This window comes from Bradyrhizobium sp. U531, assembly GCF_051710265.1.
Classification (GTDB): Bacteria; Pseudomonadota; Alphaproteobacteria; order Rhizobiales; family Xanthobacteraceae; genus Bradyrhizobium.
This window is the reverse complement of record NZ_JASVEN010000005.1, coordinates 50,085-68,894: the sequence shown is the minus strand read 5'-3', so window position 1 is coordinate 68,894 and position 18,810 is coordinate 50,085. Positions and strand designations below refer to the sequence as shown.

The window sequence follows — 18,810 nt, the reverse complement described above, 5'->3', positions numbered from 1 at the left end:
TCGACGGCATCCGCCGTCCAAGCCTTGCTTGCATCTTGAGCGTTTAGCGTCCAGCCCAGGTGCCGGCGTCTAATTAGGGTAACTCCAAGGGATGGATTCTTCGTCGACGCGGCACTAGTCTTGCGGGGGAAGGACGGTCATCACAACGATATAGGGCCTCGATGAGGAACGAAGACAGCCGCGATCTGGAGCGGCGCTGTACGGTTCGCGCGCGTCGGCCACCGTCGGGCTATGTATTGCGAGCGGTTCGCTCTGCGCTCATCGCCATGCTGCTTCTTGCGACGGTGGCGCCCGCCACAGCACAATCTCTGCACCAGGGCATCGCTGCTTTCAATCGGCAGAACTATCAGCAGGCCTCGGCGATATTCATTACACTGGCGGAGCGCGGCGACCGGTCGGCGCAAACCTATCTCGGCTTACTGTTCGAGACCGGCCGCGGCGTGCCGCTAAACTACACGGAAGCGGCGATGTGGTACCGCCGCGCGGCGGAGCAGGGCGACAGCCGCGCCCAATATTCGCTGGGGCTGCTCTACGACCGCGGCCAAGGCGTGCCGCGGGACATCGTCGAGGCCTCCAAATGGCTCAACCTGTCGACGGCCGCGGCGCCGCCGCCGGTGCGCGAGTCGCGGGCCCGGATCCGCGATGCCGTCACCACCAAGATGACACGTGGCGAGATCGCGCAGGCCCGCCTGCGGGCCTTGGAATGGGCGCCGAGCCGCGAACACTAACCGAACGCGCCTCGGAAGCCGATCAGATGTCGAGGATGGGAAGGCGCTGAAGGCTTGACCGCCATGGCGACGCCGCGCCGGTGTTTTGCCCGACACGTCAAGTCGCCCCAACACGGCCGCGCGCTCGCCATTAAGCCATTGATCCAGCTGGCCTTGGCTACTGTGCATGAGGTTGTTTTCGCGATTTTGTGGGGAGGCCCCACATTGCCTTAGCCCGGCCAGCCGCCGAACCAGTTCGCGTACCAGGTTTCGCCCAGCCAGCCGATCCAGATCGAAGGCGCCAGGAACAGCCCGAACGGCAGAAAGGCTGTGCCGCGGACGCGCTGTCTTCGCAGCGCAGCACTGGCGAGATAGGCCGCGATCGCCGCGAGCGCGGCAAGCTCGATCACCGCGACCACGGTCGCCAGGTCCAGCCAGGCGCCGCAGACCGCTCCCAGCTTGACGTCGCCCATGCCCAGTCCGTCACGGCCGCGCCAGCGCCGGTAGAACGCCATCAGCAGCAGCAGCGGGACCGCGACGGCGGCCGCGCGGACGACCGGCCACAGCAGCGCCTCGATGCCGATGTCCGGCACGAACGCGCCGGCCCGGAGCAAAGCGAGCGCGAAGGCCACGGCCGTCAGCTCGTTCGGGATCAGATAGTGGCGGGCATCGTTGGCGGCGACCGCGACCATCAGGGCGGCGAGGAAGGCGCCATACAGGCCTTCGGCACCCGGCGCGGTGACCAGGCTCGCGAACACGCCCAGCAGCAGGGCAACGCTGAGTGCGAGCGCGGGGCCCGTTCCCTCGTTCACATCCGCATCCGTCACGCCGTCAGCGCGCCGCCTTCGGCGGGGACACGGTGACGACGGGGTTGCTGGTCCCGACCAGGCGGTTGTTCATCTTGCTGCGCATCTCCTCGGCGATGACATGGGCATCGACGCCGTCCTTGATGACGGTCGGGCGGATGAACAGGATCAACTCGGTGCGGGCACGGGTGTTGGTCTGGTGCGAGAAGGCATCGCCGACGCCCGGAATGGAATCGAGGATAGGCAAGCCCTGGCGCTGCCGGTTCTCGGTCTCGCTGATCAGGCCCGCGAGCAGCACGGTCTGGCCGCTGGTGACAGCGATCGAGCTCTTGACCCGGCGCTGCGAGATCGTCGGGGTCAGCGTATTGGCGCTGCCGGCGGCGATGTTCGAGATCTCCTGCTCGATGTCGAGCACGACGTTGCCGTTGGCATTGGCGCGCGGCAGCACCCGCAGGATGATGCCGGTATTCTTGTAGTCGATGGTGTTGACTACGGTGTTGTTGGCGGTCAGCACGGTCGCAGTACCCGTCGAGAACGGTACCTGGTCGCCGACCTGCAACGTTGCCGGTTGGTTGTCCAGCACCACCAGAGACGGGTTCGACAGCACCTTGACGTTGGTGACGCCGTGCAGCGCGTCGAGCACGACGCGCGGCGAGTTCTCGGCGCCGATCAGGAAGTTGAAGCCCGGCAGCGCGCGGCCGAGCAGCGCCCCCGCCGCGGCGTTGACCGCGTTGCTCGTCCCCTCGATGTTGCTGCCGATCGTGCTCGAATTGCTGACGCCCGAATAGGTGTTGGAGATCGAGCCCTTCTTGCTGGCGAGGAAGAACTGCACGCCGTAGTTCAGCTGGTCGTTCAGCGTCACCTCGGCGATCGTCGCCTCGATCGCGATCTGGCGCTGCGGCCGGTCGATCTGCCGGATGGTCTGCTCGACGATGCGCTGCGCTTCCTGGTTGGCGTAGACGAGCACGGCGTTGTTGGTGACGTCGGCGGTGATCCGCACGTTCTGGAGGATGCCGTTGATGCCGGGCCGCGCCCCGCCGCTGAAAATGCCGGTCGCGCTGTTGTCCTGCGCCGGCGTTGCCGAGGCGGCCGCAGCCGGACGGGCACCGAGCGCCGATCCGGCCGGCCCCGAAACCGGGGTTGCGGCGCCGGCGGCGGCGGTCGGCAGCCCGCTGAGCGCGGCGACGGGGTTGCCCGACGAGGAACTCGAAATGCCGGCGCCGGGGGCGACCTGGCTCGACGCGCTGTCGAGCGTCGAGCCGCCCGCCGCGCCCTGGCCGAACAGCATGTCGTTCAGCATCGCCACGACCAGCTTGGAATTGCCGTAACGCAGCGGATAGGATTTCAGATTCACGCCCTCGGTGTCGGAGCGGTCGAGCCGCGCGATCCAGGTCTGCGCGCGCTTGAGATGCTCCGGCTTCTGGCTCACCACGAGGATGGCGTTGAGCCGCGAGATCGGCTGGAATTTGATGACGTTCTGGCTCAGGCCGCCTTCACCGGAATCCATGATCTTCTCGATCTCGGTGATCACGGGCTCGGGCGAGGAATTGCGCACCGGGAAGATGCCGACGGATTGTCCGCGCATCCAGTCGGCGTCGAAGGAGAGGATGGTGTCGACCGCGGCGGCGCGGTCGGTGCCGCTGCCGCTGACGAGCAGCGTGTTGCGCGCGGTGTCGGGCCGCACGGTCGAGGCCCTGACGCCGAACGCGTCGAGCAGCTTGAAGATGTTCTGGGCCGAGACGTAGCGCAGCGGCACGACCGTGACGCCCTGGCCGGCCGCCGCGTTGAGCGAACGGTCGATGCCGCCGGGACCGGCCTCCGGCGCCGGCAGCAGGCGATAGCCGGTGCGGTCGCGGACCAATGCGACGCCCGACATGCGCAGCGCGTTCTCGAGCACGTAGAGCGCGTCGGCCCTGGGCACGGGCCGCACCGAGGCGAGGGTGACGGTTCCCTGCACGCGCGGGTCGATCGTGTAGCCGAGGTTCAATACGTCACCAAGGATGACCTTTGCGACGGTGGCGACCGGCGCGTTCTCGAAATTGAGGTCGTAACCGCTGCCGCCGGAATCGTCGCGCTCGGCCAGCGCGCCGCCTTGCGGCGTTGCACCATCGCTCAGATAGATGGCCGGCTTCGACGACTTCGCCTGGGCGATGCCGCCCGATCCGGTATCCGCCGGTTGCCGCGGCTGGAGATCGAGCGAGCGGATCTTGTCGGCGATGTCCTGCGCGCGCGGGTCCTTTGGATCGGCCTCGATCGACTGATCGGCGGTGACGATGCAGGCCGCAAGCAGGAAGGCGGAAGACAATAGAACGAGCGTTCCAGTCAACGCTGAGCGGCGGCGCAAAAGCGGCTGGACCACTTCAAACAAAATACGCCTACCAACGCTGGATGTGACTGGAAATTGCATCCGATCCCCCTTGGTTCGGACGCTCAATAATTTGCGCCACGATTATGTTTTTGCTAATAAATAAGTCAAGGGTAAAGGCCTTCCGTCAACTGCGGGAGCTGTTGCTTTCAGGTAACAATGCAAGCTGTGAGTGCGATGCGAGACCTATCCGCAGAGAGCTTCCGGCAACATCTCCTCGAAAAATATTCCTTGCCGCCGAGGGCGCGCGCCCATGTGGATAATTCGGCCAATCCGGCGCTGACCCGCCCGCTGCTGGAATTGTGGGAGGCGACCGATCTGTCGGCCGCCGAATTCGCCGACGAGGTCTCCGACTATTTCGGCCTTGCGCGGCTCGGTCTGCCGCAACTGCTCACAACGACGCCGTGCCTCGACGGCTTCTCCCGCCGCTTCCTGCGCGAGTCCACCATCTTTCCGTTTCGTGCGCCGAACGGCGGCTATCGGCTGGCGATCGCCGATCCTTCCGACACCGCTGCGGTCCGCGCCGCCGAGATCGTGTTCGGCGAGAGCGTCGAGGTCGTCGTCGCCTCGTTCGAGGACATCACGACGGTGCTCGATCAGCGCACTGACACCAGCGATGCAAAGGCCGAGGATGGCGTGCGGACGATCGCACAGCAGTCCGACGACGACATCGAGAGCCTGCGCGATCTCGCCAGCGGCGCACCCGTGGTCCGCGCACTCAACGATCTCCTCGAGCGCGCGGTGGACCTGCGCGCCAGCGACATCCATGTCGAGCCGTTTCGCGCCGGTCTCACCGTGCGGATGCGTATCGACGGTCTGCTCCGCGCGCTGCCGTCGCCGCACGGCATCCCGCCGCAGGCGCTGATCTCGCGCATCAAGATTCTCGCCAGCCTCAACATCGCCGAGCGGCGGCTGCCGCAGGACGGCGCCGCGCGCGTCCGCGTCGGGCGCAACGAGATCGACGTGCGCGTCGCGACCATGCCGACGCAACACGGCGAGAGCGCCGTCATCCGCCTGCTGCCGCGCGACCGCGGCCTGCTCGAGATGAGCAAGCTTGGCCTTGCTGCGCGCGACGAGAGCGCGATGACGCGGCTGCTGGCGATGCCGCACGGCATGATCGTCGTGACGGGCCCGACCGGCAGCGGCAAGACCACGACGCTCGCGACCATGCTGTCGATTCTCAACGAGCCCACGCGAAAAATTCTCACGATCGAGGATCCCGTCGAATACGAGATTCCCGGCATCAATCAGTCCCAGGTCAAGCCGTCGATCGGACTGACCTTCGCCTCCGCCATGCGCGCCTTCGTGCGCCAGGACCCCGACGTGATCATGGTCGGCGAGGTCCGCGACGCCGAGACCGCGCACATCGCGATCCATGCCGCGCTGACCGGCCATCTCGTGCTGACGACGCTGCACACCGAGACGGCCGCGGCCGCCGTGCCGCGCCTGATCGATCTCGGCATCGAGGGCTTTCTGCTGAAATCCACGCTGCGAGCGGTGGTCGCCCAGCGCCTGGTGCGCATGCTCTGCGACCGCTGCAAGGTGCCGCACACGCTGACCGAGGCCGATCTCGCCAAGGACCCGCGCTTTGCCGTGATCGGCTTCAAGTGCGGCGAGGTCGTGCACGAGGCCGGCGGCTGCGAACGCTGCGGCGGCACCGGCTATCGCGGCCGCAACGGCGTGTTCGAGATCCTAGAAATGTCCGAGGAGGTGCGCACGCTGGTCGGCCCGCAGACGGACTCCCACTCGATCGATGCTGCCGCGATCCGCGGCGGCATGACGACGATGCTGGAGGACGCGGTCGCCAAATGCCGGGCCGGCCTGACCACCGTGCCCGAGGTCTTCCGCGTCACGACGGTGCGCTAACGCATGCCGAACTATCGCTACCGCGCACTCAATGCCAACGGCGAACTGGTCTCCGGGGCCATCGCCGCGCCCGCGCCCGGCGACGTCGCGCAGCGGATCGAGCAGTTGGGCCTCGTGCTGGTCGACAACGTCACGCCGGAAGAGGGCGGCGCGACCGGCAGCGTGCTCGGCATGTTCAACCGGCCGAAGCCGGAAGACGTCACCATCTTCACCCGCGATCTGGCGCTGCTGCTGCGCGCGGGAGCGCGCATCAATGACGGGCTGGAACTGCTCGCGGCCGATCCCGATTTCGGCCGGCTGCGTCCGGTCGTGGCCGACATCCGTTCGCGCGTCGTCTCGGGCGAGAGCTTTGCCGAAGCGCTGGCGCGGCACGAAGGCCTGTTTCCGCCGATGTATATCGCATTGGTGCGAGTCGGCGAGGCCTCGGGCTCGCTGGACCAGGTGCTGGAGGTGCTGGCCGGGGAGCGCGCCCGCAGCGAGGCGCTGCGGCGCCGGCTGTCGGATGCGATCCGCTATCCCTTGTTCGTGCTCGGCGCGGCCGGCTGCGTGCTGCTGTTCTTCCTCACCTTCGTGCTGCCGCAGTTCGCATCCGTGCTGCAGGACTTCAATGCCAAGGTCGATCCGATCGTCGGGATCTTCCTCAACATCTCGACCTTCCTGCGCGGCAATTCCGATACTGTGCTGGGCGGACTTGCCGCGACCATCGCCGCCGTCTGGCTGCTGCTTCGGCAGGAGCGCATTCGCCGCGGCATCGCCAACGCGATCGTGCGGCTGCCCGTGATCCGCGACGTGATGCGGGCGTATCGCACGGCGCTGTTCTGCCGCAATCTCGGCCTGCTGCTCGGCAGCGGCGTCAATCTCACCACGACGCTGCGCATCCTGATCGACATGATGGCGACGACCGGCCCGTCCGCGGTCTGGAGCGATGCCGCCGACCGCGTCCGCCATGGCTCGAAACTGTCCGACGCGCTGGCCGAGACCGAAGCGCTGCCGCCGATGGCCGTGCGCATGCTTCGCCTCGGCGACGAGACCGGGCAATTGCCGATGCTGTCCGGACGTGTCGCGGAATTTTATGAAGCCAAATTGCAGCGCACGCTCGACCGTGCGGTCGGTATTGCGGGACCGGCAGCGATCATTGCGATTTCTCTCGTCGTCGGCGGCCTCATCACCTCGGTGATGACGGCGTTGATGTCGGTGAGCCAGATTGTCGGGTAGGGAGGAATTTTGAGGTGAGCAAGAAGCGATCGCTCAGGCGCGGCCGGCGGCGGGCGCGGCGAGGGGAGGCCGGCTTCACCCTGGTCGAGATGCTGGTCGTCATCACCATCATCGGCATGATCATGGCGCTGGTGGGCCCGCGGGTGCTGAACTATCTCAGCGAGTCCAAGGCCAAGGCGGCGAAGATCCAGATCGAGAGCTTTTCGAGCGCGCTCGACCTCTATTATCTCGACGTCGGCCGCTATCCGACCTCCAATGAGGGTCTGACGGGACTGACGCGCACCAACAACCAGGCCGGCTGGAACGGGCCGTATTTGCGCGGCGGCGTGGTGCCGAACGATCCCTGGGGGCATGTCTATGTCTATCGTTCGCCGGGCGCGAGCGCGCCCTACGAGATCATCTCGCTCGGATCGGACGGCCAGGAAGGCGGCAGTGGAACGGCAGCCGACATCGTCAGCGGCGGGCGCTGAGGCTCTTCGCGAGGCACACGGCTTCGCGCTGATCGAGATCCTGTGCGTGCTCGCGATCATCGGGCTGCTCGCGGCGATCATCCTGCCGGCGATCCCGCGCTCGACGACGCGCGCCAGGCTGGAGGCCTATGCGGTCGAGACCGCGGCACTGCTCAAGGCCGACCGCAACGCGGCGCTGCGGCGGCAAGTGCGCGTGGTGACGCAGATCGATGCCGAGGCGCGCGCGATCCGCTCCGGCGTCACCGGGCGGACCATCCGCCTGCCGGGCGACGTGGTCATGCGGGCGACGCTGGCCGCGCGCTGCGCCGATCGCGCGACCGGGCGGTCGATCGATTTTTTTCCGTCGGGCATGTCGTGCGGCGGGACCATCGCGCTGGCGCGGCCCGGCATGGGCTACGAGGTGCGCGTCAACTGGCTGACCGGAGGCGTCGAGATTGTCTCGCAGAAGCTGCTCTGACGCCGCCGGCTTTACCCTGATCGAGGCGCTGGTCGCGCTCGCGATCATCGCGGTCGTGCTCGGCACGATCGGATCGGTCATCGCCACGACGGCAAAGGGCACGCGTTCGATCGACCAGCATCTGGCGCTGGCGGGCACCGCCGAGCGGTTGCTGGCGGACTTGCCGGCGCGCGGGCTGTTGAAGCCCGGCCGGCAGAGCGGCGAACTCGCCGGCAGCCGATGGCGCATCGACGTCGCGCCCATGAATGTCGCGGGCGGCAATCCCGCCACCGATCGCTTCGTGCCGCTGGCGGTCAATCTGCGCCTGCAGCGCGCCGACGGAGCTGCGATCCAGGTCACGACCGTGAAGCTGGTGCCGAGGGCGACGCAATGAAGGGCCCGGCGCGACAACGCCTGCGCCGTGCGCTCGCCAGCGAGGCCGGCTTCACCTTGCTCGAGGTGCTGCTGGCGACGCTGCTCATGACAGTCATCCTGGGCGCGCTGGCGACGGTGACGGCGCAATGGCTGCCGAACTGGAATCGCGGCATCGCCCGCGTGCAGCGGGCCGAGCGCCTCGCGACGGGGTTGGACCGCATTGTCGCCGATCTCTCGGTCGCCGAGCAGATCGCGGTCAACGGCGACGCCAAGGTGCCGCTGTTCGACGGCGCCGAATTGTCGGTGACCTTTCTGCGCACCGCGCTCGGCCCGAGTGCACGACCCGGGCTCGAATTCATCCGTTTCGTCGAGAAGGCCGATGCGCAGGGGCTGGCGCTGGTGCGCGAGCGCGCGCCGTTCCAGCCGATGCCCAGCGACGGGCAGATCCGCTTCGCCGACCAGGTTGTGCTGATCCGTACGCCGTTCCGCGTCAGCTTCGCCTATGCCGGCCCCGACGGGCAGTGGCAGCCGATCTGGCGCGGCCAGCGGGAACTGCCGGATCGGATCCGCATCACCGTGCGCGACGGGGCCAGCGGGCAGGTGCTGGCGGTCTCGGCCGCCGCGGTCCCGCACATCACGGCGCCGGCGGAATGCGCGCGCGCCAAGAACCCGGCGACCTGCGTGGCGCGAGGCCGGCCGCAACAGGCCGAGAAAGAGGAGCAGCAGCTGTGAGCGGCGAGACGCACGGTATCGGCGGACTTCGCGATGGACGCGGCTTCATCGTCGTCGTGGTGTTGTGGATGCTGGCGGCGCTGGCTGCGCTCGCGCTGATCTACCTGACCTACGTCACCAACACGGCGGTCACGGTCGCGGTCAACGCCGACCGGTTGCAGGCCGATGCGCTGATGAAGGCCGGCATCGAGCTCGCTGCCTACCGGCTGACGGCGCGCGACGAGGCGGCACGCCCGACCAGCGGCACCTTCAATGCCCGTGTCGGGGCGGGCCGGGTCAATGTCACATTCCGCTCCGAGGCTGCACGGATCGATCTCAACAGGGCGCCGAAGGCAGTGCTCGCGGGGTTGATGACCGCGCTGGGCGTTTCCGCCGACAATGCACCCGTCTACGCCGACCGGATCCTGGCCTGGCGCTCGTCGATGGAGGCCGGCCTGGAAAATCCGGAAGACTCCTATTACCGCACGCTCGGTGCGCCCTATCTGCCGCGTCATGCGCCGTTTCCGCACAGCGACGAGCTCTGGCTGGTGCGCGGAATCCCGCCTGCCGTCGTCGAGCGTGTGCTGCCCTTCGTCACCGTGTTCAGCAACATGCCGACGGTGAACGTGCTCGACGCCGCGCCGCAGGTCGTGGCGGCGCTGCCGGGCATGACGCCGCAGATCCTGCAGCAGGTTTTGCGCAATCGCGCCGATCCCAACATCGATCCGCGGTCCCTGATCGGGCTCGCCGGCGGCACCGCCGCGACGGTCGAGGGCTCGAAGGCCTACCGGCTCACGGTCGCTGTCGAGGCGCCCTCGCACCGGCTGAGTTCGGCCGAGGTCGTCATCCTGCTTCTCGAAAGCGGCGATGAGCCCTATCGTGTATTGTCGTGGCACAACGCCTTCGACGGCTCCGCCGGAAAGCCTCTGTGAGATGAGCTCGCTCAGTTCCCTTCGCGCCATTCTCGACGCCTGGACCGGCACCGTGGCCGGCTCGGCCGTGGCCGCCTTCGAGCGGGTGGTGTCGCCGCGCGTGGTGCGGCTGGTCGAGGGGGAGAGCGGTGCGTTCGCGCTGGAGGCTGCGAAGTCGGAGAACATTCCGCGGGAGATCGCGTTCGCGGACGGCCGGTTTGCCGGTCCCGATCTCGCGCAGATCGTCCGCGGCAGCCGTGTCGAGATCGTGCTGCGGCCACAGCGCTTCCTGTTCCGTCCACTGGAGCTGCCGGCCCGCGCCGCGGATTTCCTCGACGGCATCGTGCGGGCGCAGATCGACCGGCTGACGCCGTGGAGCGCAAGCGAGGCGGTGTTCGGTTGCAGCCGGCCGTCGGCGCAGGGCAGCGAGAGCATCACCACGCAGATCGCCGCGGCACCGCGCCGGCTGGCGATGGGCTATGTCGAGGCGTTGTCGGGCTTCCATCCGGCGGCGATCGCGATCGCGACCGACGGGCCCGAGGGCGCCCACATCAAGGTGTTCGAGCAGAAGTCGCGCGGCGCCGTCGATCCGGCGCGGCTGAGCCGGACGCTGCAGGCGGTGCTGGCGCTCGCCGCGGTCGCTGCGGTGGTCGGGTCAGTCGCGGCCGGCTATCTGGCCGACAGTCTCAGCGCGCAGGAGAGCGAGCTCGATCGGCAGATCACCCAGCGCCGCGCCGCGCTTCGCGGCAGCGACAGCGGCGAGCGCTCGCCACTGGCGCTGCTGGAGCGGCGCAAATACGAGACGGCGGCGAGCGTGATCGTACTGGAATCGCTCAGCCGGATCTTGCCCGATCATACCTATGTCACCGAGCTGCATCTGGCCGGCAACAAGATCCAGATTGGCGGCATCACGCGCGATGCACCGTCGCTGATCCCCTTGATCGAGCAGTCGCAGCATTTCACCCGCGCGACCTTCTATGCGCCGACGACGCGAAGTTCGTCCGATCCCGGCGAGCGCTTCCATATTGAGGCACAGATCGAGCCGAGGAACGCGCCATGAGCAGCACGATGAGCCGTGCGGGGATCGGCAGCGGCAATGCGGTGTCGCGGGCGCTGGCGGCTTCGCCGCTGATCGCCGTCGTGCTCTACGTCGCGGTGACCGGCGGGCTGTTGCTGATGGCGGGCCTGTCGATTGCGGACGTCATCGCCCACCGCCAGGCGCTGGCGCAGACCTCCGATCTGCTCGATCAGCTGCGCGGCCGCAAGGGCGGTGCGAAGAATGTGGCGACCGCCTCGGCCGAGCATCCCGGCAGGCCGTTCCTGGAAGGGCCGACGGTGACGGTCGCGGGTGCCAATCTGTTGCAGCGGGTCGCGGCTGCCGTCGGCAATGTCGGCGGCTCGGTGCAGTCCTCGCAGGTCGACGTGTCGGGCGCGCAAACCAAGGACGGCTTCGTCGGGCTCGTCGTGAGCTGCGAGCTGGACCAGCCCGCGCTGCAGAAGGTGCTCTACGATCTCGAAGCCGGGATGCCGTTCCTGTTCGTCGATCAGCTCGACGTGCAGGTGCCGCAGACCACCGCGCTGAACGAGGCCGGCACCGGCCGCGTCAGGGTGATTCTGGGTGTCTCCGGCCAGTGGCAGGCAGCGAAATAGGCAGGGTTCGCCCGCTCACCAGCTGTACTTGAACACGCCCTTGCCGGAATAGCTGGTGACGTTGCCGGAGAACTCGCCGTCGAAGGTGCCGGCGATCGAGAAGCCGCTCAGCCATTTCATCTCGGCGCTGGCGCTGAGCAGCGCGGAGTCGGCATCGACCCTGGCGCCGTTCACGACGAACGAGGTGCCGGGCAGGGTCTGGAACAGCGCGGTGACGGCGCGGCTCGGATTGTAGTCGTGCGCCCAGGCGGCGCGGCCGCGCAGCGTCAGTACACCGTTCTGCATCGCATAGGCCTTGTCGGCGCGCAGGCCGAGTTCGGAGCGGGTGTCGGTGAGCGACTGCGAGGCGTAGTTCAGCGCGAACAGTCCGCCACCATTGAGGCTGGCTTCTGAATAGTTCGGCAGGTTGAAGTTCGTCACCTGCGCGGCCGCGTAGGGCGTGATGCCGATCAAGGGCGTTGCGAAACGATAGCCGCCCTCGAAGCGGGCCGAGAAGGTGTCGGCCTTGAAGCGGGCCTGGAGCTGGTCGGCACCGGCGAGTGCCACGGTGCGGTTGGTGGTGACGTCGTGCCAGCCATAGGCGAGCGCGGCCGAGATGTAGGCCGGGCCGAAATTGTGCCGGCCGTAGACGCCGGCCTGGAACAGATCGGCCGAGCCCGAGCCCATCGTGTTGGCGAGCGAGTAATTCAGCCCGCCGCCGCCGAGCGCGAAGCCGACCAGCGTGTCCACCGAAAGCCTGTAGTCGGCGCCGGCCGCGCCACCCCACACCCGCGCGGTGAGATCCTGCGAGCCGACCGCGGCGTTGCCGCCGACGTCCGCCGCGCCGCCATAGCCGGCAGCCCAGACACTCCAGCGGCTGCTCGGCTGCGCGGACAACAGCGAAGGCGCCTTGGTCGCCATTGCATAGGCTTCGCGCTCGCGGGCATTGGCCGGCCGCATCTTGGCGTAGGCGCTCAGATCGTCGCTCTCGGCGAACTGCGCCACGCTGCCCGCCTTGGCGAAGCCGCCCGAGCGGCCGATCACGGTCGGGTCGAGCATCAGGTTGAGGAACTGGCCGTCGGCGTTGATCGCGGACTGGATGATGCCGGTGCCGAGCTCGCCCGAGGCAGTGGTCAGCCCGGCCGGCGACAGCGCGGCGAAGGCGGCCGGGATGCCGCCGGTGGTGTTGAAGAAATTGGTCAGCGTGTTCGCGACGTTCTGCTGGTTGACGTTGAGGCCACCGGCTTGCGCGAAATTGACGTTGACGTTGAGGAAGACGTTGTTGGGATCGTAGCTCAGCGTCGCGCTGACCGTCGGCATGTTGGAGACGACGGCCGCATTGAACGTGGTGCCGCCGAGGCCGCCGGTCGCGTTCAAGATCGTGTACTGCTTCAGGAGCGTGCCCGAGGCGAAGTTCGCGCGCACCGTCGCGCCGCCGAGATCCGCCGCCGCGCCCACGACGTTGGTGCGGCCGGCATTGGTCGCGGAGACCTGCACCAGATAGGTCGAGGCGGCGGTGAAGGTCAGCGGTCCGTTGACCGTCAGCGGGCCGAACGGGCTCGCGGCGCTGCCGGGCGCGAGCGTGCCGCCGTTCACGGCGACGTTGCCGACCGTGCCGCTGCCGGCGAGCGTGCCGCCGGCGGCGACGCTGGTCGGGCTCAGGATCGAGCCGTCCACCACCAGCGTGCCCCCGTTCACATTGGTGGCGCCGGTATAGGTGTTGGCGCCGGACAGCGTCTGCGTGCCGCCGGCCACGGTCAAGCCGCCGCCGAAGCCGGCATCGTCGATGACGCCCGCGAAGGTGCCGTTACCCGCCGTGATCGTCAGCGTGTTGGCGCCGAGATTGACGTTGCCCGAGCCCGCCAGCGACTTGATCGAGGTGCCGGCGGTTAGGTTCTGGATGTCGAAGACGCCGTTGGCAATGACGTTGCTCGACGTCGCGATGCTGCCGTCGCTGCCGCCTAAATTGACGAGGTCGAGCTCGCCGCCGGACGCGATGGTCGTCGTGCCGGTATAGGTGTTAGTGCCGTAGAGCTGCTGCAATGCTCCGTTGGCGATGACGAGGTTGCCCCCGGTGCCGCCGGCGATGCCGCCGTCCTGGATCACGCCGCCGAACGCAGTGCCGCTGCCCGCCGTGAGCGTGAGCGTCTTCGATCCCAGTGCCACGACGCCATTGGTGCCAAACGAGAACAGCTGCGTCACCGGCGCCCCGGACGTCGTCTGCGAAATGTCGAGCGTTGCACCCGCGCCGGAGAATGCGACGTAGAGGGAGTTCGCGATCGATCCGCCGCCCTTCAGCGCCAGCGTCGCGCCGGTGTCGATCTGGGTGACATTGCTGTAGGTGTTCGCGCCGGACAGCGTCTGCGTGCCGCCGCCGACTTCCAGGCCGCCGGTGCCCTGAATGACGCCGGCAAACTCGGTCGAGCCGTTGAAGACGAAGAGCCCCTTGGTGCCGAGATTCACGACGCCGCCCGAATTTCCGGCGAGCGTCGAGATGGAGGTAAAGGAGGGGGTGATCGCGGAAATGTCGAGCGTGGCGTTCACGGTGACGAGGTTGGAGCCCGAGATGATGCCGAAGCCCGACAGCGCCAGCGTTCCGCCCGAGACCGTCGTCGCGCCGCCGTAGTTGTTGCCGCCCGTGAGCGTCAGCGTGCCGGTGCCGACCTTGGTCAGGCTGCCGCCCGCGCCGGAGATCACGCCGTCGACCTGGGTCGAGAGGTTGTTGCTGCCGGTGGTCAGCGTCTTGGCGCCGAGCTCGTAGTTGCCGGCGCCTTCGATCGAGCCCGCGGTCATGCCACTGCTGGTGAGGCCGGAGATGTCGACCGTGCCGCCGGTATTGGTGATGAAGCGGGCGCTGCCGCCGGTCGCCGTGCCGGTGAAGGTCGTGGTGGCGAAGAGCTCGGTGGTGATGGTCGAGCTGCCGGCGGTGGCGGAATTGCCGAACGACAGCGAGCCGCTGTTCGAGATCGTCGAGGTGCCCGCGGTGGACGAGGCATTGAACGCCACGAAGCCGGTCGCAGCGTTGGTGATGGTGGACCCGCCCGCCGAGCTCGTGTCGTTGAAGTTCAACACGACGTTGTTCGTGATCTGCGCAGTACCGGCGTTGCTGCTGCCGTTGAACTCGATGACGCCGTTATTGGTGATCGACGCCGTGCCCGCGGTCGAGGTGTCGTTGAAGCTCATGCCGCCGCCGCTGACGTTGTACGTCACGACATTGCTGCCGCCGCTTGCGCTGCTCGAATTCGTGAACACCATGGTCGAGCTGACGTTGAACGTCTGCGGGTTGGTCGAATTGTTCGAGATGCCGGCGCCGTTCACCACGAAGATGTCGTTGGTGTTGACGGTGTAGGCCTGCGCGTTCGGTGCGGCCGAGAACACCACGGCGCCGATGTTGACGAGACCATTGCTGTCGACGGTGTTCGGGCCGGTGTTGGTGAAGGTGGCGGTGCCGTCGGGCACGTCGGGCGTCGAACTCCAGTTCGTGCCGTCGGTCCACTCGGTCGACGTCGCGCCGGTCCAGGTGCCGTCGACGGCATGAGCTGCGACGATGCCGAGCGCGGTGGTTGCAAGCAAGGTCGCCAGGGAGTGGCGGACCACGGACCGCAGCGAGTGTCCGATCCCTTCACGCGCCATTGTTGGTCGAGCCATCGATCTTCTCAAATCAGCAAAGGAATTGGTCGGAAAACGCGCAACTTGACGCGGGCCGAAGCCCCGCGCGCTTGATAATTCCACGGCGCCGCAATCTCCTGCAATGAACGGCGGTCGATTTGCGCAGGGTTCCTGCCTGTTTTGCTTGCAATTTCAGCGATCGTGGCCATTGGGCAACAATTTCATGCATCGCAACATGGACGCTCGGAAAAACGCGCCGTTCGCCGGCTACGGAGCGGGTTGATGGCGCGGCGTATCGGAACTAGTTTGCTGCGCAAGGCTTGCCGGATGCTGGCGGCCGCAAGGGAACTTCGATGCCCAGCTGGCTGAGAGCGATGGGATTGGCCGCGCTGTGCGCGGTGCATGGCATTGCCGCGACCTCGGCCGCCACGTCCTCGCGCATGGACATCCTGCCCGACGATGCCGCGGGCGGCCCCGCCGAAAGCGTCGAAGTCGGCACGACGCGGCCGTTCGCACGGCCCGCGCAGCAGGCCCCCAACAAGCCCGTCGCCCGCGGCAACCCGCTGTGGTCGGTGCCACTGTCGGCACTGACCGTGACCCAGGAGCGCCCGATCTTTTCGGCCATGCGCCGGCCGCCGCCGCGCGCGGTCGCCGCGTCTCCGATCGAGGAGGTCAATGTGCCGGCACCGCCGAAGCCGGTCGATGCCCCGCCGCCGCTGCTGCTGGTCGGGGCTGTCTTGGGCGAGGGTGACGCTATTGCGATCTTCGTCAACCGCAACGACCAGAAGGTCGTGCGCCTGCGCCAGGGCGAATCGCTCGACGGCTGGTCGCTGACCGATGTTCAGCCGCGAGGGGTGACGCTCAAGCAGGGCGAACGCAACGAGGTGTTGGCGCTTCCGAGGCCGGACGAAACCCCCGCTGCTCCGCCGGTCGGTGCGCCGGCAGGTCCGCCCAATGCTGGCGGTAAGCTGACCATGCCGACCACGACCGACACGTCGTTCGCGCCTTTCGTGCCGCGCTCGACGCCGAAGAACGGCGAGGCGGATGGGCTCTAAGAGCAATCTTCGTAGCACGCCGCACGCTTGTGTTGCCTGTAACCGCCTTAAAACGTGCCTTCAACGTCCTACTCCGATTGCGCCAAATTGGCCGCTTTCATTGCGGAAATTAACTGGCGCTCGTACGCGCCGGGCCGATTGCTTGCCGGGAAGGATGCGGCTTGTCCGACACGCAAATTGACGCGCCCGCTGAAGCTGGCAGTTCGAGCGGTCTTGGTGGCGCAGGTCGCGGCCGCCGGCTGCGTAAGGGCTGGTCGGCGAACCTGGTCCAGATGGTGCTAGGGCTGACCCAGCAACTGCTTCTCCTCCCCGCCTTTCTGCATGTCTGGACCGGTGATCTGCTTGCGGCGTGGCTCGCGATCTATGCGGCCGGCAATCTCGTCGTGGTGGCGGACGCCGGACTGCAACTGCGCGCGATCAACCGCTTCCTTGCGTTCGGGGCCTGCGTCGATTGCAACGGCCGCACGGCGAATTTCTATTCGGCTATGCTGCGGATCTATCTTGCCGTCGTCACGGTGCTGGGTATCCTGTTGTGCGCGGCGATCTACTTTGCGCCGCCGTCAACGGTGCTCGGCTTTGATGCGGCGCCGACCTTCGATACCGCGATGCTGGTGATGACGCTTGGCATGCTCCTTACCTTGCCTGCCAATCTCGCCTCCGGCCTCTATCGTGTGCGTGGCCAGTACGGCCGGACGGTTTGGCTGCAAAACGGCGCACTCCTGCTTGGCCAGATCGCGCAGCTTACGGCGCTCGCGATGTTCGGCAGCCTGCTCGCGGTGGTGACCGCCTTCGTGTCGATGCAGCTGGTGTTCACGATCTTCCTCGCCGCCTTCGACGCGCCGCGACTGTTTCCGTTCCTGCGCCGCGGCGTCAGGCGGCAGGCCGCAATGCCTTCGCTGCGCTGGGGCGCCGGGCAGCTCATTCGTGCGCTGCCGTTTGCTGTCGCCAACATAACCGAGCTTGCGCTGGTCAATGTCCCGGTGCTGTTGGTCTCGGCGCTGGTCACGAACCGCGTCGCCGTGGCGCAGTGGGGCCTAACGCGCGTGATCGCGAGTCTCGTGCGCGGTCTCTGTCTCCAGGTCACGCTGCCAATCGCCGCCGAACTCGGCCATGATTATGCGGTTGGCGACAAGGAGCGGCTGAGCTGGCTTTATGCCCATGGCTCCGTGTTCGTGACCGGTCTTGCCTGCCTGATCGTCGCAGGCCTGCTACCGTTTTGGCCTGATTTCTTCGCGCTGTGGACCCATGGCAGCATTCCTTACGACGAGCCGCTCACGGTGACGATGCTGCTCGGTTCGGCGGTGGTCGCGCCGTCGCTGTTGGCATTGGGCTTTGCCAACCACAGCAATCGCAGTGATTTGCTGCTCCGTACCAAGGGACTGCAGCTCGTCGTCTTCCTCGTGCTGTCCTTCATCCTTATTCCGCGGCTCGGACCGCTCGGCGCGGCGCTCGCCGTCGTCGCAAGCGACATGCTGGTTCAGTTCGGTATGCTCGCGCTGATGGTCATGCGGCAGACCCTGCGTCAGCCCTTCAGGCACGTCGCGTTTCTACTGCTCATGGCCGTCGTCATCGTCACGTCAGGCTGGCTGATCGGCCTCGCCATCATTGCGCTCGTGCCGGGAAGCGGGCCTTTCCATTTTGTCGTGGAGTGCGCGATTTGGCTAGCTGCGATCGGCATGCTCGCCTGCCCGTTGTTGAATGCGACCCTGCGCGAGCGAATGCGGGCGCTGATTCCCACTTAGTGCTCAATGGCAGCAGGTCGGTATTCATTTGCGTCTCCGTTCGGCAGGCGAAGCAGGTTTCCCCAACGCACGACTACGAGCAAGAACTTGGTCTGACCAAGCTCTGTGAGCCTGCTGCCCAGCTCTGCCGGGCAGCTCTTGCAGAATTCAATGCCCACTGGTTCCAATTACGCACGACTGGAAGCGCGGCTAGTCTTTTTAATTCGTCGCACACTGTTGCCGCGGGAAGTAACGCAATCCTTGATTGCCACATTCGAAGATTGACGGAACCCTCGTGTTCGTGACGAGATAGCAGGATACCCACCATGAGTGCGATTAGCGGGACAATTGCTGCCGCCGACACCGTAGCGTCATGTCTTGCGGAAGCCGCGACGTGAGCGATGATGCAGGTTTCCGTATTGACAGCCGCAGCATCCGGCTCTTCGAGCGATCCGGTGGACAAGGTTGATCTTTCAAATCATTCAAAGCATTTTTTGGCACGTGCGCAGAACGACTAGGTTCCCGCCTTCAAGCTGTCGGATCTGCTACAGTCGTTGCAGAACCATAACGACAAAGGTTTCCGGGCGCAGGCGAAATTGAGCGATGGCACGTCGCTGTTCGACCGACCGAGGGGTAGCCAAACTCCATCGAAGTCGGGCTCCATGCGATGAGGGGCCGGATCGAAACATGGCGACCCCACCATCTCCGAGGCGGCTTCCTTAAGAAGTACAAGGATGCGCCGCTGAGCTATGCGGAGGAGCTTGCGCCGGAGCCGCGGCAGGCCCTGAAAGGGTTCCTTGGCAGCGGCACGATCCATTTCAACAAGCGTCAGAAGTTGAATGCCTCAATACTCGCTTGTATACGGGTGGCTCGGATGGCTTGCAGGGCATGATGGTGACCATCATTCGAATCCCGCCGGAGTTGTGAAGGATGC

Annotated in this window: 16 protein-coding genes; 12 read left to right on the top strand and 4 right to left on the bottom strand. The window is 66.8% G+C overall.

Going from position 1 to position 18,810, the window contains the following annotated elements; genetic code table 11:
* The first annotated feature begins 266 nt into the window (after nucleotides 1–266).
* Entirely contained in the window at nucleotides 267–728 is a 462-nt protein-coding gene (locus QRQ56_RS22810) for a tetratricopeptide repeat protein (RefSeq protein ID WP_438743725.1), read from the top strand.
* Between the two features lie 209 nt (nucleotides 729–937).
* Here the strand turns inward: QRQ56_RS22810 and QRQ56_RS22805 are convergent, their stop codons facing one another.
* Together QRQ56_RS22805 and gspD are read right to left on the bottom strand one after the other, a co-directional pair.
* Nucleotides 938–1,519: a prepilin peptidase gene (locus QRQ56_RS22805; RefSeq protein WP_438743110.1), complete on the bottom strand. Its 582-nt coding sequence runs from the start codon at nucleotides 1,517–1,519 to the stop codon at nucleotides 938–940.
* 19 nt (nucleotides 1,520–1,538) lie between these two features.
* Nucleotides 1,539–3,920: a type II secretion system secretin GspD gene (gene gspD, locus QRQ56_RS22800; RefSeq protein WP_438743108.1), complete on the bottom strand. Its 2,382-nt coding sequence runs from the start codon at nucleotides 3,918–3,920 to the stop codon at nucleotides 1,539–1,541.
* Between the two features lie 135 nt (nucleotides 3,921–4,055).
* Between gspD and QRQ56_RS22795 the strand changes: the two genes are divergently transcribed.
* From QRQ56_RS22795 to gspM, 9 genes are read left to right on the top strand one after another with little or no spacing between them, the layout of a single operon-like run.
* Nucleotides 4,056–5,744: a GspE/PulE family protein gene (locus tag QRQ56_RS22795; protein ID WP_438743106.1), complete on the top strand. Its 1,689-nt coding sequence runs from the start codon at nucleotides 4,056–4,058 to the stop codon at nucleotides 5,742–5,744.
* A gap of 3 nt (nucleotides 5,745–5,747) precedes the next feature.
* The gene (locus QRQ56_RS22790; protein WP_438743105.1) at nucleotides 5,748–6,959 is read left to right on the top strand and encodes a type II secretion system F family protein; all 1,212 of its coding nucleotides are present in this window, start codon (nucleotides 5,748–5,750) and stop codon (nucleotides 6,957–6,959) included.
* A 14-nt stretch (nucleotides 6,960–6,973) separates the two neighbouring features.
* Nucleotides 6,974–7,429 (top strand): type II secretion system major pseudopilin GspG, encoded by a 456-nt coding sequence (gene gspG / locus QRQ56_RS22785; RefSeq protein ID WP_438743103.1) that lies wholly within the window; start codon nucleotides 6,974–6,976, stop codon nucleotides 7,427–7,429.
* Nucleotides 7,392–7,886 carry a pilus assembly FimT family protein gene (locus QRQ56_RS22780; protein WP_438743101.1) on the top strand — a complete coding sequence of 165 codons (495 nt, stop codon included), beginning with the start codon at nucleotides 7,392–7,394 and terminating at the stop codon, nucleotides 7,884–7,886. The genes gspG and QRQ56_RS22780 overlap by 38 nt, the downstream gene beginning before the upstream one ends.
* A complete protein-coding gene (locus QRQ56_RS22775) occupies nucleotides 7,864–8,259 on the top strand; it encodes a PulJ/GspJ family protein (RefSeq protein WP_438743100.1) in 396 nt (131 codons plus the stop codon). The genes QRQ56_RS22780 and QRQ56_RS22775 overlap by 23 nt, the downstream gene beginning before the upstream one ends.
* Nucleotides 8,256–8,972 (top strand): hypothetical protein, encoded by a 717-nt coding sequence (locus tag QRQ56_RS22770; RefSeq protein ID WP_438743098.1) that lies wholly within the window; start codon nucleotides 8,256–8,258, stop codon nucleotides 8,970–8,972. Before QRQ56_RS22775 ends, QRQ56_RS22770 begins: the two co-directional genes overlap by 4 nt.
* Nucleotides 8,969–9,883: a general secretion pathway protein GspK gene (locus QRQ56_RS22765; protein WP_438743097.1), complete on the top strand. Its 915-nt coding sequence runs from the start codon at nucleotides 8,969–8,971 to the stop codon at nucleotides 9,881–9,883. Before QRQ56_RS22770 ends, QRQ56_RS22765 begins: the two co-directional genes overlap by 4 nt.
* Before the next feature lies 1 nt (nucleotide 9,884).
* A complete protein-coding gene (locus tag QRQ56_RS22760; protein ID WP_438743096.1) occupies nucleotides 9,885–10,922 on the top strand; it encodes a PilN domain-containing protein in 1,038 nt (345 codons plus the stop codon).
* Nucleotides 10,919–11,512 carry a type II secretion system protein GspM gene (gene gspM, locus QRQ56_RS22755; protein WP_438743095.1) on the top strand — a complete coding sequence of 198 codons (594 nt, stop codon included), beginning with the start codon at nucleotides 10,919–10,921 and terminating at the stop codon, nucleotides 11,510–11,512. Before QRQ56_RS22760 ends, gspM begins: the two co-directional genes overlap by 4 nt.
* A 15-nt stretch (nucleotides 11,513–11,527) precedes the next feature.
* Here gspM and QRQ56_RS22750 read toward each other — a convergent pair whose 3' ends face one another.
* Complete coding sequence (locus QRQ56_RS22750; RefSeq protein ID WP_438743094.1) at nucleotides 11,528–15,139, bottom strand: autotransporter domain-containing protein; 3,612 nt, start codon at nucleotides 15,137–15,139, stop codon at nucleotides 11,528–11,530.
* Between the two features lie 8 nt (nucleotides 15,140–15,147).
* The gene (locus QRQ56_RS22745; protein WP_438743092.1) at nucleotides 15,148–15,309 is read right to left on the bottom strand and encodes a hypothetical protein; all 162 of its coding nucleotides are present in this window, start codon (nucleotides 15,307–15,309) and stop codon (nucleotides 15,148–15,150) included.
* 144 nt (nucleotides 15,310–15,453) lie between these two features.
* Between QRQ56_RS22745 and QRQ56_RS22740 the strand changes: the two genes are divergently transcribed.
* Together QRQ56_RS22740 and QRQ56_RS22735 are read left to right on the top strand one after the other, a co-directional pair.
* A complete protein-coding gene (locus tag QRQ56_RS22740) occupies nucleotides 15,454–16,155 on the top strand; it encodes a hypothetical protein (RefSeq protein WP_438743091.1) in 702 nt (233 codons plus the stop codon).
* Between the two features lie 161 nt (nucleotides 16,156–16,316).
* The gene (locus QRQ56_RS22735; protein ID WP_438743090.1) at nucleotides 16,317–17,897 is read left to right on the top strand and encodes a hypothetical protein; all 1,581 of its coding nucleotides are present in this window, start codon (nucleotides 16,317–16,319) and stop codon (nucleotides 17,895–17,897) included.
* The last annotated feature ends 913 nt before the right edge of the window (nucleotides 17,898–18,810 follow it).